This is a genomic window from Tabrizicola sp. (assembly GCF_016793705.1).
Taxonomy (GTDB): domain Bacteria; phylum Pseudomonadota; class Alphaproteobacteria; order Rhodobacterales; family Rhodobacteraceae; genus Tabrizicola.
The window spans coordinates 77,968-92,794 of sequence record NZ_JAEULO010000025.1 but is presented as its reverse complement, the minus strand read 5'-3'; the positions used below and the strand labels follow the sequence as shown (position 1 = coordinate 92,794).

Annotated in this window: 15 protein-coding genes; 4 read left to right on the top strand and 11 right to left on the bottom strand. The window is 67.7% G+C overall.

The annotated features are described in order from the left end of the window. The first annotated feature begins 28 nt into the window (after positions 1 to 28). On the top strand, positions 29 to 577 hold the full coding sequence (locus JNJ68_RS05640) for a biotin transporter BioY (RefSeq protein ID WP_294980009.1): 549 nt from the start codon (positions 29 to 31) through the stop codon (positions 575 to 577). Here the strand turns inward: JNJ68_RS05640 and JNJ68_RS05635 are convergent. The 4 genes from JNJ68_RS05635 to metF all read right to left on the bottom strand — a co-directional run bounded on the left by JNJ68_RS05635 (position 560) and on the right by metF (position 4,411). After that, entirely contained in the window at positions 560 to 1,639 is a 1,080-nt protein-coding gene (locus JNJ68_RS05635; RefSeq protein ID WP_294980007.1) for a thiolase family protein, read from the bottom strand. The two genes, JNJ68_RS05640 and JNJ68_RS05635, sit on opposite strands and share 18 nt — an antisense overlap. Beyond that, positions 1,627 to 2,961 (bottom strand): AMP-binding protein, encoded by a 1,335-nt coding sequence (locus JNJ68_RS05630; protein ID WP_294980005.1) that lies wholly within the window; start codon positions 2,959 to 2,961, stop codon positions 1,627 to 1,629. Before JNJ68_RS05630 ends, JNJ68_RS05635 begins: the two co-directional genes overlap by 13 nt. Continuing rightward, on the bottom strand, positions 2,958 to 3,398 hold the full coding sequence (gene aroQ, locus JNJ68_RS05625; protein WP_294980003.1) for a type II 3-dehydroquinate dehydratase: 441 nt from the start codon (positions 3,396 to 3,398) through the stop codon (positions 2,958 to 2,960). The genes JNJ68_RS05630 and aroQ overlap by 4 nt, the downstream gene beginning before the upstream one ends. Positions 3,399 to 3,544: 146 nt before the next feature. Beyond that, complete coding sequence (metF, locus tag JNJ68_RS05620; RefSeq protein ID WP_294980001.1) at positions 3,545 to 4,411, bottom strand: methylenetetrahydrofolate reductase [NAD(P)H]; 867 nt, start codon at positions 4,409 to 4,411, stop codon at positions 3,545 to 3,547. Between the two features lie 85 nt (positions 4,412 to 4,496). Here metF and JNJ68_RS05615 point away from each other — a divergent pair, with 85 nt between their 5' ends. Continuing rightward, positions 4,497 to 5,402 (top strand): LysR family transcriptional regulator, encoded by a 906-nt coding sequence (locus JNJ68_RS05615; protein WP_294980000.1) that lies wholly within the window; start codon positions 4,497 to 4,499, stop codon positions 5,400 to 5,402. A gap of 64 nt (positions 5,403 to 5,466) precedes the next feature. On the opposite strand, the gene JNJ68_RS05610 is transcribed toward JNJ68_RS05615, so the two are convergent. The 5 genes from JNJ68_RS05610 to putA all read right to left on the bottom strand — a co-directional run bounded on the left by JNJ68_RS05610 (position 5,467) and on the right by putA (position 11,832). Next, a complete protein-coding gene (locus tag JNJ68_RS05610) occupies positions 5,467 to 6,252 on the bottom strand; it encodes an inositol monophosphatase family protein (RefSeq protein ID WP_294979998.1) in 786 nt (261 codons plus the stop codon). Positions 6,253 to 6,320: 68 nt separating this feature from the next. Next, complete coding sequence (locus JNJ68_RS05605) at positions 6,321 to 6,743, bottom strand: L,D-transpeptidase (RefSeq protein ID WP_294979997.1); 423 nt, start codon at positions 6,741 to 6,743, stop codon at positions 6,321 to 6,323. Between the two features lie 114 nt (positions 6,744 to 6,857). Beyond that, the gene (locus JNJ68_RS05600) at positions 6,858 to 7,547 is read right to left on the bottom strand and encodes a DUF1194 domain-containing protein (RefSeq protein ID WP_294979996.1); all 690 of its coding nucleotides are present in this window, start codon (positions 7,545 to 7,547) and stop codon (positions 6,858 to 6,860) included. Between the two features lie 59 nt (positions 7,548 to 7,606). Then, a complete protein-coding gene (locus tag JNJ68_RS05595) occupies positions 7,607 to 8,350 on the bottom strand; it encodes a rhomboid family intramembrane serine protease (protein ID WP_294979994.1) in 744 nt (247 codons plus the stop codon). 32 nt (positions 8,351 to 8,382) lie between these two features. After that, positions 8,383 to 11,832, bottom strand: a complete 3,450-nt coding sequence (putA, locus tag JNJ68_RS05590) for a bifunctional proline dehydrogenase/L-glutamate gamma-semialdehyde dehydrogenase PutA (protein WP_294979992.1) — start codon at positions 11,830 to 11,832, stop codon at positions 8,383 to 8,385. Positions 11,833 to 11,936: 104 nt separating this feature from the next. Between putA and JNJ68_RS05585 the strand changes: the two genes are divergently transcribed. After that, positions 11,937 to 12,398, top strand: a complete 462-nt coding sequence (locus tag JNJ68_RS05585) for an Lrp/AsnC ligand binding domain-containing protein (protein ID WP_294979990.1) — start codon at positions 11,937 to 11,939, stop codon at positions 12,396 to 12,398. Positions 12,399 to 12,410: 12 nt separating this feature from the next. On the opposite strand, the gene JNJ68_RS05580 is transcribed toward JNJ68_RS05585, so the two are convergent. Then, entirely contained in the window at positions 12,411 to 12,536 is a 126-nt protein-coding gene (locus JNJ68_RS05580; RefSeq protein ID WP_294979988.1) for a hypothetical protein, read from the bottom strand. A 147-nt stretch (positions 12,537 to 12,683) separates the two neighbouring features. Here JNJ68_RS05580 and JNJ68_RS05575 point away from each other — a divergent pair, with 147 nt between their 5' ends. Next, positions 12,684 to 13,802, top strand: a complete 1,119-nt coding sequence (locus JNJ68_RS05575; RefSeq protein WP_294979986.1) for an aromatic ring-hydroxylating dioxygenase subunit alpha — start codon at positions 12,684 to 12,686, stop codon at positions 13,800 to 13,802. Positions 13,803 to 13,879: 77 nt separating this feature from the next. On the opposite strand, the gene JNJ68_RS05570 is transcribed toward JNJ68_RS05575, so the two are convergent. Then, positions 13,880 to 14,803 (bottom strand): DMT family transporter, encoded by a 924-nt coding sequence (locus JNJ68_RS05570; RefSeq protein WP_294979984.1) that lies wholly within the window; start codon positions 14,801 to 14,803, stop codon positions 13,880 to 13,882. Between the last annotated feature and the right edge of the window lie 24 nt (positions 14,804 to 14,827).

The following is a 14,827-nucleotide window of genomic DNA, read 5'->3' as shown; positions in this document are numbered from 1 at the left end:
CAGCAGGCTGACATCGAGGGAGATACCGTTGGAACGCACCATTGCCTACGTCGCGCTCTTTGCCGCCCTGATCGCGGCCTTGGGCTTCATGCCGCGGATCGATCTCGTCGCGGGCGTTCCCATCACGCTTCAATCCTTTGGCGTCATGTTGGCCGGAACCGTCCTTGGCGCCCGCCGGGGCGCCCTTGCGGTACTGGTGTTCGTTGGCCTGATCGCTCTGGGTCTTCCACTGCTTTCGGGCGGCGCGAACCTCTGGACAGTCCTGTACACGCCGCGGATCGGATATGTGATCGGCTTCCCGGTCGCGGCCTATGTCACCGGCTGGCTGACCGAACGGCTCACGGGCCTGCCACTTGGCGCAGCCGCTGCGCTTGCCTCGATCGGCGGCGGCATGATGGCGCTCTATGCAATTGGCATACCGGTGGCCGCCTATATGAACGAGTTCACCTTGCAGGAGACGGCCATGGGCGCCTTGGCTTTTCTGCCGGGGGACCTGGTGAAGGCCGGCGCGGCCGGTCTGGTGACCGGCCAGCTTGCCCGGATGCGACCCGGCGCCGTCCTATCCCGCACCACTTGAGCGTTCCACCAGAAGCGCCGTCCCGATACCGCCCGCCGCCGCGATGGCGGCGAGGCCCCTGCCCCCTTGCATCCCGTGGAACAGCCTGACGGCAAGGATCGCCCCCGACGCGCCGATGGGATGGCCACGCGCGAGCCCGCCGCCTTCGGGGTTGACCTGGGCCGGATCGAGCCCTGCCCTGTCGATCACGGCAAGGGCCTGCACGGCATAGGCTTCCATGATCTCCGCCTGAGCCAGCGGCTCGCCCTGCCACATGCGCCGGATCGCGACGACCGGGGCGAGGCCGGGTTCATCGGGGGCGCCCCCGAGGGTGGCTCCGGAAAGGAGGGAAAGCCCTCTGCCCCTTGCGATGCGGTCGGAGACGACAAGGCAGAGAGCGGCGGCATCCGCCGCGACCGCCGCAGTTGCCGAGGTGATGCGGCCGGCCAGGACCGGGGCGCGGGCAAGCAGCTTGGGCGAGAGGACGCGGGGAAAGGCGTCGCGGGAGACGCCGTTCACGGGGACGATCTCGGCAGCCAAGTCAGCGGCAAGCGCCTTGGCGTGACTTTGGGCGGCCCAGGCCTCTTGCCTTTCGCGGGCGATGCCAAGGCGCTCTGCGAGAGTTTCCGCCGCCTCGGCCATGTCGGGGTCGCGGTCGGGCCAGGGGGTGAAAGGGGCCTGCTCATAGGGCACGGGCGGGCCACCGTCGGGATCGGTCCTCAGGCGCAGGGGGCGACGGGAGTAGCTTTCGACCCCCCCGGCGAGGACGACTTCGGCGGCTCCGGAATCCACCAGGGCCTTGGCCAGCAGGATGGCGTCGAGCCCGCCCGCGCATTGCCGGTCGGTTGTCAGGCCCGCGACGGTTTCGGGCAGGCCCGCGGCCAGTGCGACCCGGCGGGCGGGGTTGCCGCCAAGCCCGAGGGCGTTCGACAGGATCAGCTCGTCCACCCGTGCTGGCTCGATCCCGGCGTCCGTCAGGCAGGCTTGCAGGACCGGAGCGGCGAGGTCTTCGATCGACAGCCGGGCGAAGGCGCCACCCCGGGGCACGACAGCGGTGCGGCGAGCGGCGATCAGACGGGCCAAAGTGTCGCCTCCAGAGCCCTGAAGTCGGTCTTGCCGGAGGAGAGCATGGGCCAGTCTTCACGCCAGACCAGGGATTTGGGGGATTTGAGCCGCCCGAGCGTCCGACGGAGGGCGGAAAGGATGGCGGCTTCCTGCGCAGGGTCGCCTTGCAGCACGGCGATCAGGCTGTGGCCGCGTTTCGTGTCGGGCACCGGCAGCACGGCGGCGCGGATGACGCCGGGAAGGGTGTGCAGCAGGGCCTCGATCTCTTCGGGAAAGACGTTCTGGTCGGCCACCGTGACCATCCGGCCCGCGCGGCCCTTGAGGGTGAGGAAGCCGTTTTCCAGACTGCCGATCTCGCCCACCGAAAGCCAGCCGTCGCGCCAGCGGGTTGCCGAGGGAATGGACTCGAGCGCTGGCGCGCAAGCCTCCTGTCTCGCCTCTGCGCGTGAAGGACGCGCAACCGGCTCGGGCGTGCCTCCGGCGGGGATATTTGGGCAAATGTGAAAGGCATAGTCGAGGAAGAGATAGGGGCTGCGGACCCAGACCTCGCCGGTCGGATCGAGATGGAGGTCGACGCCGGGATAGGGGCGACCGACGGAGGTGTCGGGGGTCGTTTCGTCGGCCAGGGTGATGAAGCTGGTCTCTGCGGCGCCGTAGAACTCGCGGACCTTGGCCTCTGGGGCGAGGCTGGCGAGGGCGGCGCGAAGGGCCGGGTCGAGCTTGGAGCCGCCGGTGAGGATCAGGCGGAGGTCGGGGAGTGTTTGCGGCCCGGTCAGCAGGCGCAACTGGGCGGGCGTGGCATAAAGATGGGTGATGCGGCGGTCGCCGAGGGCCGCGCGCTGGCGGTCGGGACGGAGGTTGGCGAGGAGATGGACTTCGGCACCGAGATGCAGGCCCTCGATGGCCCCGTAGAGCGAGAGCGAATGAACCAGGCGTCCAAGCACGGCGACGCGTGCGCCGGGGCCGATGCCGAGCCCCGCGTTGACGGCAAAGCTGGCGGTCCAGGAGGCTTGCGTGCGGCAGATGCGGCGGGGCTGGCCGGTGGAGCCGGAAGTGAGGGTCTCCAGGACCGGCTGGCCATGCGCTGCGGGCGGCGGCTGGTCGGGGGCGCCGATGCGGAAGGCGGGGTGGCCGATGGCAGCGGCGAGGCCCTGGGGGGTGTCGGGCAGGAGGACACCGATGGACGTTTCGGCGGACACCGGTTCCAGGAGCGGCGTGGTCTGACAAGAAGCGGCGGCGCGGGGATGGCGTCCTGCTGAGGCGGAGGCTGGCCCCATCACCTCCCCCCCCGCGCTGTCGTAGAGCCGGGCTTCGGGATGCCAGCGGAAGCGTTCGCTCATGCCTTGAGGAGCGAGGCGATCCGGCGCAGGGCCAGGAGGTAGCCCTCGGTCCCGCAGCCCGCGATGACGCCGTCGGCGCGGGCAGAGACGTGGGAGTGGTGCCGGAACGCCTCGCGCTTGTGGATGTTGGAGATGTGGACCTCGATCACCGGGCCGTCATAGGCGTTGAGGGCGTCGAGGATCGCGATGGAGGTATGCGAATAGGCGCCGGGGTTGATGATGATGGCGGCCGATGCGCCGCGCGCCTCGTGAATCCAGTCGACCAGCTGGCCTTCGTGGTTCGATTGCTGCGCCTTCACGCGCAGACCCAGTTCCTCTGCCAGATCGGCAACCCGGGCCGAGACATCGTCCAGCGTCTCGCGCCCGTAGATTTCCGGCTGGCGCAGGCCAAGCAGGTTCAGGTTCGGGCCGTTCAGAAGGGTGACAAGTTTCGGCATGGACAGTCCGCGATTGGGGTTCGCGGGAGATTAGCCGATATCCCCTCACGGGCAACGGGCAAAAAAATTGGCGGCCTTCCGGGGGTCTGTCGGGGACAGTCCGGAAAGCCGCCCAGGGAGACATCGGTTGCCCCGCAGGGCGGAAATCAGGCCACCTTCTCCAGCACGACCTCGGGCAGGATGCCGAGCGCGTGGACCACTTCACGGGTCAGATGCGGGCGGTTCAGGGTGTAGAAGTGCAGGTCCTGAACCCCGCCCTGCAGCAGCCGGTCGCAAAGCGCGGTGCATTGGGCAAGCGCCAGAAGCTCCTCGCGCCCGTCGCGGGCGGCGATTGTGAAGGCCTCGTCCAGCTTGTGCGACACCGAGGTTCCGCAGCGGCGGGCGAACTTCTTCGCGCCCTCCCAGGAGGTGATCGGCAGGATGCCGGGGATGATCGGGGCGTCGATCCCGGCCTTCACGCAGGCATCTCGGAAGCGGAAGAAGGTGTCGGCGTCGAAGAAGAACTGGGTGATGGCGCTGGATGCGCCTGCGTCGATCTTGCGCTTGAGCCAGGTCACGTCGGCGCTGCTGTCGGCGGCATCGGGGTGCGGTTCGGGATAGGCGCCCACGCGAATCTTGAACTTGCCGGTGCGGGCCAGTTTCTCCACCAGCTCGACCGAGTTGGCGAAGCCCAGCGGATGCGGAACGAAGCGCTGCGCCCCTTTCGGGGCATCGCCGCGCAGGGCGACGATCTCGGTCACGCCGACAGCCGCATAGGCTTCGGCGATGGCCAAAGTCTCGGTCCGGGTGGCATCGACGCAGGTCAGATGCGCCGCGACTTTCAGACCATAGTTGCGGTGGATGGTGGAAACCGCCTCATGCGTCAGCGTCCGCGTGGTGCCGCCCGCGCCATAGGTGACGGAGACGAAGTCCGGCTGCATCGGCGCCAGCACCTGCACCGTCTCCCACAGGCGGAACGAGGCGTCCAGCGACTGAGGCGGGAAGAATTCAAAGCTGATGCGGGGCGTGGGCATGGGTCTCTCCTTCGATGGCCCCTTGTCGCCGATTCCATGATGTGAGACCAATTCATAATTCTCACCATCTTGATGAGGTTCATTCATGTACATCGAGCTGCGCCACCTGCGGACGATCCGGGCGATCCAGCAGGCCGGGGGCTTGGCCCGGGCGGCGGACGTGCTGAACATGACGCAATCAGCCCTGTCGCATCAGGTTGCGGGGCTGGAGGCACAGGCGGGGATGGAGCTGTTCGTGCGGCGGTCGAAACCGATGCGACTGTCTGCGGCGGGGGTCCGGATGCTACGGGCGGCAGAGCGCATCCTGCCCGAGATTGACGCGATGGAGGAGGAGTTCCGCGCGCTACGGGCGGGGCGGACGGGGCGGTTGCACATCGCCATCGAGTGCCACGCCTGTTTCGACTGGCTGTTCCCGGTCTTGGAGATGTTCCGCCACGCCTGGCCCGAGATCGACGTGGATATCCGGGCGGGGCTGGCATTCGAGGCGCTGCCCGCGCTGAACCGCGAGGATGTGGATCTGGTGATCAGTTCCGACCGGGAGCCGCCTCCGGGGATCGTGTTCAACCCGCTGTTCGACTATCACCCGACCTTTGTCGGATCGGCCCAGAACCCACTCGCCAAGAAAGACTTCATCACGGCCGAGGATTTCCGCGACCAGGTGCTGATCACCTATCCGGTGAGCCGGGACAAGCTGGACATCTTCACCGAGGTGCTGACCCCGGCCAAGGTGGAGCCCCGCGCGCAGCGGACGGCGGAACTGACGGCGGTGATCCTGATGCTGGTCGGCTCGAACCGGGGCGTGGCGGTGCTGCCCGACTGGGTGATGCGCGAGGTGAAGACGAATGCCGACTACATCACGCGCCCCCTGGGACCCGAGGTGGTGACAAAGCGGATGTATGCAGCGACGCGGGAGGAGGATGCGGCCAAACCCTATATCGCGCATTTCCTGCGGCTGGCGCGGTCGGAGCCGGTGAAACTGCAGCGCGAGTGATCGCACCGGGCGCCGGAGTTCTTGAAAACGCCGGTCCGATTTCTTCGAAGAAATCGGGGATGCGTCAGGCGCGGATCGTGTCGGCCATCGCCTTGAAGAGCCCCTCGTTCGCGGCGATCAGCGCGCCGTCGAGTGGGTCGGTTCCTTCCCGCAGGCCTTCGACCAGGCCACCGGCTTCCTTCACCAGCAAGATCCCGGCAGCGATGTCCCAGGCCGAAAGCTCGCGCTCCCAATAGCCATCGAAGCGGCCAGCCGCGACATAGGCGAGGTCGAGCGAGGCGGCGCCCCAGCGGCGAACCCCGGCACAGGCGGGCATCAGGCGACCGAGGTCCTTCAGCATCGCGGGCAGGGTCAGCTTGGCACCGAAGGGTACGCCGGTCGCGAACACGGCCTCATGCATGGCCCGCCGCCCAGAGACGCGCAGGCGGCGGTTGTCGTTCAGCCAGCACCCGGCACCCTTCTCGGCCCAGAACATCTCGTCCTTGGCCGGGTCGTAGACCACCGCCGAGACGATCTCGCCCTTGTGCTCCAGCGCGATCGACACGGCCCAGTGCGGCATGCCGTGCAGGAAGTTGGTGGTCCCGTCCAGCGGATCGACGAGCCAGCGCCGCGTCGGGTCGGCCCCGGCCTGGACGCCGGTTTCCTCGCCAATCCAGCCATAGGTCGGACGGCCGCCGAGCAGTTCCTCCTTGATCAACCGCTCGGCCTCGCGGTCGGCCTTCGACACGAAGTCGCCCGGCCCCTTGGTCGAGACCTGAAGGTTCTCCACCTCGCGGAAGTCCTTCACGAGGCTGCGGCCCGCCTTGCGCGCGGCCTTGATCATCAGGTTGAGGTTGGCCGAGCCCTGCATTGTCCGCTCCCGCAGCATTTCAAGCCCGGCGCTATAGCGGGTCGGGGCGCGGAAAGGAAGGGGGCGGCCTACTGCACGATCACGACGCGGGTGTTCTCCATCCCCTCGAGCTTGACCATCTCGAACAGGATCTTCGCGTTCTTCGGGTCGAGCCGGACGCAGCCGTGGCTCGCGGGCTTGCCCAACCGCTTGATCTGGTCGGTGCCGTGGATGGCGTAGTTGCCGTCGTAGAAGATGGCGAAGGGCATCGGCGCGTTGTTGTAGCGACGCGAGCGGTGGTGGCGCGACAGGAACTCGGGCTCGTAGGTTCCGGGGGGCGTGACGCTGCCCCGCTTGGCGGTCGAGACCGGCCAGGTGTAGAGCAGCCGACCCTCGTGGTAGACCTTCATCTCCTGCGAGGTGATCGAGACATGGGCGACGATCCGTTCCGCGAGCGCAGCCCCCGGCAGCAGCATCAGGCCCAGCAGAAGCGCGGCAAAATGGCGGCGCATGGAAACCTCCGAATGTGTTCATCAATCACGGGCAGCATTCCCGCTTGTGTACAGTAGTCAACGGAAAACCGGCGAAAATCCGGTCGGGTTTTCCTTAATCTTGGCGGGTTTGGGTCAGCCCTCGGTCGGGTCTCGCGACGGGAGAAGGCCGATCATCGGTCCCTCCAGCTCACGCAGCAGCTTGCGGCGGATCACCTCGGGGTAGTCGGTTTGCCGGGGAGCGACCTCGACAAAGGCGCCGGGGCCGCGGATCACCTCCTCTGCGTAGTAATCCGTGATACCGGCCTCGTGCTCGCCCACGGCGAGGCCGTTGACGGTGATCCCGGTGAAATCCTCGCGCTCATAGGTGCGGGCGACCGAGATGCCGTCGTTGTTCCGTCCGTCGCCCGCCACGTCGATCACCCTGCGCTCGCAGACGGGAGCACCGGACATCAGCTCAAGGCCATAGCTGAGCGCATCGCCCAACGCGGTGGCCAGCGGCGCTTCGGGGCGCGGGGTGCGGCGGATTTCCCAGATGGCCGCGTCCAGCGCCTCGGGGCTGTCGAGGATCACCCAGGGCTGGACGAGGTCCTGATAGCCACGCCCCGACCAGTAGTAGATTGCCAGTGCGACCTTTCCCTCGGGGCCGAAGATCGCGGCGCGGACCTCTCGGTCCTGCAAGGCCCCGGCGAGGCCGTCGGTCTGGATGACATAATCCTGCGCGTCGATGGACCGTGAGACGTCGACCGCCAGCGCCAGCGCCAGGCGGCAATCGGCCCGGGCCGGTGCGGCAAGGCAGAGGACCAGACAGGCAAGCCTGAGCATTGCGGAACCCCCCAGGGCCGCGATGCTACTCCCGGTCGGGCATTGCGCAAAGTGGTGGATCAGCGACGGCGGCGGACGAGCGGGATGTTGGAGCGCGAGGCCTCGAACCGGGTTTCCGGGTGCGGGGGGTGGCCTTGGGTCGCCTGCCAATAGCCACCGGCTCCCCGGCGCAGCCAGACGGGCAAGGTCAGGACAAGGCCCCCGACGAAGCCGCCGACATGGGCCCAGTGGGCGACCCCGCCCGCATCGCTGGGGGTGGCCACGCCCGAGAAGATCTGGATGGCCAGCCAGATGCCAAGGACGATCCAGGCAGGGATCGCGAAGATGCGGAAGAAGATGACGAAAATGAACAGGACGTCGACCTTGGCCCTGGGGAACATCAGGAGATACCCCCCCATCACCCCGCCAATCGCGCCCGAGGCGCCGACCATCGGAATCAGCGAGCCAGGGTCCGGCAGCACCTGCCCCAGACCGGCGGCCGCGCCGCAGGCCAGGTAGAAGATCAGGAAGCCGACATGACCCATCTCTTCTTCAAGGTTGTCGCCAAAGATCCACAGAAACAGCATGTTGCCGCCCAGGTGCATCCAGCCGCCATGCAGGAACATCGAGGTGATCAGTGTCTCGTACCCCTCGCCCGACATGAAGCGCGCGGGGATCAGGCCCCAGGTCATGAAGAAGTCTTGCAACTCCCATTCCGACAGCGTGGTGAAATAGCCCAGGAAGACGAGGATGTTGATCGCGATAAGCGCGATGGTGACGTATGGGGTCTGCCCCGAGGGGTTGTGATCGCGGATCGGAAACATGGGCCGCAGCCTTTCCGATCCGCGATGGGGCGTCAAGCATCGGCAGCGGCGGCCAGAAGCTGCGCGTTGCCGCCCGAGGCGGTGGTGTCGATGCAGAGATGGCGTTCCAGATGCGCGTGGCCCGCATCGGGTGCGGCGATCAGCGGCAGGATCGGGCCTTGCCGTTTCGCCAGCGCCTGCGCGTAGGGGCGGCCCGCCTCGGCCTCGCCCCACCAGAGGGCGCCGGAGAAGCCTTGCAGTGTTGCCAGCGCATCCGGGGCAAGGCCGGGGGCCTCGACCGCGTGGCCGCCAAGCTTGCGGATGGCTTCCGCCTGTTGCAGCGCCGTCGCCCGGCCGGGGCCGAGGCAGAGCAGCGGCGCGCGGGGGGTCAGCGTCAGGCGGTTCGATTCGCCGGTCGGCCCGGGCATGTTCTCGGCGATCGCGGCGGTGGCGGGCCAAGGGGCGGAGAGCGCCTTGGCGACATCCGCAGCACCGGTCGCGGCATCATCGGGCTTGGCCGCCGGGGTTTCGGCGCGGGTGAAGCGGGTCAGGTAATGCGGGCCGCCCGCCTTTGGCCCGGTGCCCGACAGCCCCTCACCGCCGAAGGGCTGCGACCCCACCACCGCGCCGATCTGATTGCGGTTGACGTAGGTGTTGCCGACATGCAGCCCCTCGACGATGCTTTGCACCCGGTCGTCGATGCGGGAATGCAGGCCGAAGGTCAGCCCGTAGCCGGTGGCGTTGATCGTGGCGATGACGGTGGCGATCTCCGACGCCTTGAAGGTGGCAACGTGCAGGACCGGGCCGAAGATCTCGCGCGGCATGTCCTGGATGCCTTCCACCTTCAGGACGGTCGGGGCGATGAAGGTCCCCTGCCCCGGCGCTTTCAGGTCTTTCAGGACACGACCCTCGGCGCGGGCGGCGTCGACATAGGCGCGGATTCCGGCCTGCGCCTCGGCGTCGATCACCGGGCCGATGTCGGTGGCAAGCTGCCAGGGATCGCCCAGCGCCATGTCCTCCATCGCGCCGAAAAGCATTTCGGTGACGGTGTGGGCCACGTCCTCCTGCACATAGAGGCAGCGGAGCGCGCTGCACCGCTGGCCCGCCGACTGGAAGGAGGAGGCGATGATGTCCCGCACCGCCTGTTCCGGCAGGGCGGTCGAATCGACCAGCATGGCATTCAGGCCGCCGGTTTCGGCGATCAGCGGGGCGGTCGGGTCCAGATGGTCGGCCATACTGCGCCGGATCGCCTGCGCGGTTTCGGTGGAGCCGGTGAAGGCCACGCCATCCACCCGCGCATCGCGGGTCAGCGCCGCGCCGATGCTGCCGTCGCCCGGCAAGAGCTGCAGGGCGGTCGGCGGGACGCCCGCAGCCAGCAGGTGATCCACCGCCAGCGTGGCGATCAACGGGGTCTGTTCGGCGGGTTTCGCCAGCACGGCATTCCCGGCGGCCAAGGCGGCACCGATCTGGCCGCAGAAGATCGCCAGCGGGAAGTTCCAGGGGCTGATGCAGGCGAAGGTGCCGCGCGCCGGGTGGGGCTGGGCTGACTGCGAGGCATAGTAGCGCAGGAAGTCCACCGCCTCGCGCAATTCGGCCACGGCGTCGGCGAGCGTCTTGCCCGCCTCGCGGGCGAGCAGCGCGAAGATGCGGCCGAAATCGTCCTCCATCCGGTCGGCGGCGCGGTTCAGCACCGTCGCACGTTCCTGCGGGGCGGCGGACCAAGGCTCGGCGAGGCGCAAAGCGGTGTCCACATCCGGCAGGCCCGCTGTCGTTACATGACCCACCAGTGCCCCTTTGGCGGGGTTCACGACGGCCAGCTGCGGCCCGCCGACAACCCGGCCCGCCAGACGCGGCGCGGCCTCGATCTGCGCCTGCAGGAAGGGCGCGCGGGCGCTCTCGATTGCCGCAAGGTCGGCCGCATCGGTCAGGTCGAACCCCTTGGAGTTCCGCCGGGGCGCGAACAGCGCGGGGCCGGTCGCCAACGCGGGGCTGGGGATCGCCGCCAGCGCCTCCACCGCCGTCAGCGGGCAGGCGGCGACCACTTCCGGGGCCACGTCCTCATCGACGATCTGGTTGACGAAGCTGGAATTCGCGCCGTTCTCCAGCAGACGGCGGACAAGATAGGCCAAGAGGTCGCGGTGCGCCCCAACAGGCGCGTAGATGCGGCAGCGGGTGCCCTTGTCGGTCAGCACGATGTCATGCAGCCGCTCGCCCATCCCGTGCAACCGCTGGAATTCGTAGTCCATTGGGGTCAGCCCCTGCGCCCCGGCCATGTGCAGGATCGCGGCGACGGTATGGGCATTGTGGGTGGCGAACTGCGGATAGATGCGGTCGGTCAGGGCCAAGAGCTTCCGCGCATTGGCGATGTAGCTGACATCGGTCGATTGCTTGCGGGTGAAGACCGGGAAGCTTGCCAGCCCCAGCACCTGCGCCCGTTTCACCTCGGCGTCCCAATAGGCGCCCTTGACCAGCCGGATCATGATCTTGCGGTCCAGCCGCTCCGCCAAAGCGTGCAGCCAGTCGATCACCGCCCCTGCCCGGCGGCCATAGGCCTGCACCACCACACCGAACCCGTCCCAGCCCTTCAGCGCCGGGTCGGAAAGGGTGGCCTCGATCACCTCCAGCGACAGGGCCAGACGGTCGGCCTCCTCGGCGTCGATGTTGAAGCCCAGGCCCGCCGCTTTCGCCAAGGTGGCAAGGGCACGGACGCGGGGGACCAGCTCCTCCATCACCCGCTCACGCTTCGCCACCTCATAGCGCGGATGCAGAGCGGAAAGCTTGACCGAGATGCCCGGATTGGTGCGGATGTCGTTGCCCTTCGCCGCCCGGGCAATCGCCGTGATCGCGCGGGAGTAGCTCAGGTGGTAGCGCCGCGCGTCGGCCTCGGTCCGCGCCGCCTCGCCCAGCATGTCGTAGCTGTAGGTATAGCCGCGCGCTTCCAACTCCTCCGCCCGGTCCATCGCCTTGTCGATGGTCTCTCCCAGGACGAAGTTGCGGCCCATCTCCTTCATCGCGCGGGAGACAGCGGTGCGGATCACCGGCTCGCCCAGCCGCTTGACCGCACCCCGCAGCGTGCCGACGATGCCGCCCTCGCGGTCGTCCAGTACCTTGCCGGTCAGCATCAAGGCCCAGGTCGAGGCGTTCACCAGCGAGGACGCCGACTTCCCCAGATGCCGCCCCCAGTCGCTTGGTGCGATCTTGTCCTCGATCAGAGCATCCATCGTCTCGGCGTCCGGCACCCGCAGCAGCGCCTCGGCAAGGCACATCAGCGCGATGCCCTCGTCGGTCGACAGGCCGTATTCGGCAAGGAAGACCTCCATCAGGCCAGGCCGGGAACTGGCGCGGATGCGCTTCACGAGGTCCGCCCCCCGTGCCACGATGGCGGACCGGGCGGGTGCGTCGAGTGCAGCCTCGGCCACAAGGCGCTGCACCAGCGCGGTCTCGTCGGTCAGGCTTCCGGTCTGGATGATCGACAGGGCGGACAGGGTCGATTGGGCGGTCATTCGGGCACCTCGCTTTCCGCCTAGCATATATCCAAATCACAAGGCTGTTTTCCTGAAGATTTCATGATACTCAGGCGAAAGATGGATAAAACGGGAAAAATACGATGCCTTCCGACCGCGCCGATCTGGACCGTTTCGACCTCGCCATCCTGCGCGTCCTGCAGACCGAAGGCCGGATCGCCGCCGTGGAACTCGCCCGCCGGATCGGCCTGTCGAAATCGCCAACGCAAGCGCGGATGAAGCGGCTGGAGGAGGCGGGCATCATCACCGGCTACCGCGCGATCCTCGACCCGATCCGCATGGGACAGGCGCATGTCGCCTTCGTCGAGGTGCGGCTCTCGGACACGCGCGAGGCGGCGCTGACCGCCTTCAACAAGGCCGTGCTGACGGTTCCCGAGGTCGAGCAATGCCACATGATGGCCTCAAGCTTCGACTACCTCCTCAAGGTCCGCACCGCCGACATCCAGTCCTACCGCCGCGTGCTGGGCGAGGTGATCAGCGCACTACCGCATGTCGCCTCGACCTCGACCTATGTGGCGATGGAGGCGGTGAAGGAAGTGTTCTGACCTCTTCCTCCGTCACTCCTTCGGCTTGGCCGCCGGGATCGTGACCTTGGCATTGGTCGAGGCCACCTTGACCGCAGCCTTCCCGGTTTCCTTCTTCGGCTTCTTGGTTTCCTTGCGCTTGTTCATGCCCTTGGCCATGACCGTCCCTCCCTGCCCGGCCATGGTGGCCGTGCCGCAGCCTAGGCCCCCTGCGCCGCCTTTGCACGGGCCATTTGCGCCGGGGGTTGTCAGACCCTGACCCTGACACCAGACTGCCGTCAGCCGAGCCACCGACCGGGGGAACCGATGAGCCTTGACCGCACCGACCTCGACGCCGCGACCCGGCCCCTGAACCGCGCCCGCTCCATGCCCGCCGGGTTCTACACCGACCCGGCGATCTTCAAGGCCGAACGCGAGCAGGTCTTCCTGAAGCACTGGTTCTACCTGACCCGCGCCGAGGAATTGCCGGACCCCGGCGACTACCGTGCCTTCGACAGTCCCGGCGGGCCTATCGTGCTGATCCGGGGCAATGACGGCGGCTTGCGCTGTTTCGCCAACTATTGCCGCCACCGCGGTTCGATCCTTCTGGAAGGCAAGGGCAATGTGGGCGGCAAGATCACCTGCCCTTATCACGCCTGGAGCTACCTGAACGACGGCCGCCTCTACGGCTGCCCGGACATGAAGGACGCCGAGGGTTTCGACAAGGTCGAGAACGGCCTCGTCGCGCTGGACCTGGGCGACTGGGAGGGCTTCGTCTTCGCCCGCTTCGCCAGGGATGGGCCTTCCTTGCGCGAGCATCTGGGCGACTTTCCCGAAAGGATGGCCAGCCACAAGCTTGGGGCCATGCGCTGCACCTGGAGCGTGACGCTGGACGTGGCCTGCAACTGGAAGCTCATCCTCGAAAACGCGGTCGAGACCTATCACACCGGCATCGTCCACCGCGACACCGTGGGGGCGCAGCAGTCCCGCACGCCCGCAACGAAAGGTGACTGGATCGCCATCCAGGTGATCTCGGGGCGGTCGATCGCCACGCTCGGCAGCGACCAGCCGCCCTTCCCGCCGATCGACGGGCTGGACGAGGACGCGAAGCTCGGGACCTATTTCACTGTCGTCTTCCCCACCGTGCAATTCGCCGTGGCGCAGGATTGCCTGTGGTGGCTGAACACCATTCCCGTCAGCGAGAACCGCACCATCCTGGAAGTCGGCGGCTGCTTCCCCGAGGACCGGCTGTCGCTGCCGGACTTCGCCGCCCGCGCCGAACCCTATTACGACCGCTGGGAGAGGGTCGCCAAGGAAGACGTGGGCATCCTGGAGAAGCAGCAGCGCGCGCTCGGGTCCGCACTCTACCGGCCCGGGCCGCTGTCCTGGCGGGACGACATGGTACAGGCGATGGGCGTCTGGGTGCTGGACCGGCTGGGACTTTGAGGCAAGGGCTCGTCGCGCGCCTTCGGCTGCTCCTCGCTGAAGGACCACCGACGAGAAGACGAAGTCGAACGAGGAGGCTACCCCTGCGGCGTCATCGCCTTGCGTTGCCTTGCACGTTCCAGCCCCAGCTGCCGCTCGCGCCAGATGATCAGGATCCCCGCCGTTACGATCAGCGCGGCGCCGGCCAGCATCGGCAGGGTCGGCACTTCGGCAAAGACGAAATAGCCGATCCCGAGGGCAAAGATCATCGAGGCATAGTCGAAGGGCGCGACCAGCGAGGCATCCGCCTCGCGGTAGCTGGAGGTGAGGAGGATCTGCCCGACACCGCCCAGAAGCCCCGCACCGACGAGGATCGCCGTCTCGCCCGGCGTGGGCCAGACCCAGCCGAAGGGAACCGTCACCAGCGACAGCGCCGTTGCGGTAAGCGAGAAGTAGAAGACGATTGCCGCCGTCGGTTCGGTGTTGACCAGCCGCCGCACGAAGACCTGCGCCAGCGAGGCGAAGACCGCGCCGCCCAGCACGACCATCGCGCCGAACGCCTCCAGATAACCTGCCGCATCGCCCGAGAGCACCGTGAGGCGCGGGTAGACCACGATCATCACCCCCACCATGCCCATCGCCACGGCGCTGATGCGGAAGAGGCGGACCTCCTCGCCCAGGAACATCGCGGCGAAAACCACCGTCAGGATCGGCGCGGCATAGCCGATGGCGGTGACTTCCGGCAGCGGCAGGTAGCCAAGCCCCGCAAAGCCGAACCCCATCGCCAGGGTGCCCATCAGCCCGCGCCAGAAATGGCCGAAAGGGTTCGTCGTCTTCAGCCCGCCCGGCAACTCGCGCCGGACCGCCAGCCAGACGAAGATCACCGGGATCGCGAAGAAGGATCGGAAAAACACCGTCTGCCCCGCCGGGACATGATCGGCCGTCGCCTTGATCATCGAGGCCATGACGATGAAGACCAGCACGGAGGCAAGCTTGAAGGCGATGCCACGAAGGGGGCGCATGGAAGGTTCCGCAATGGTCACGGC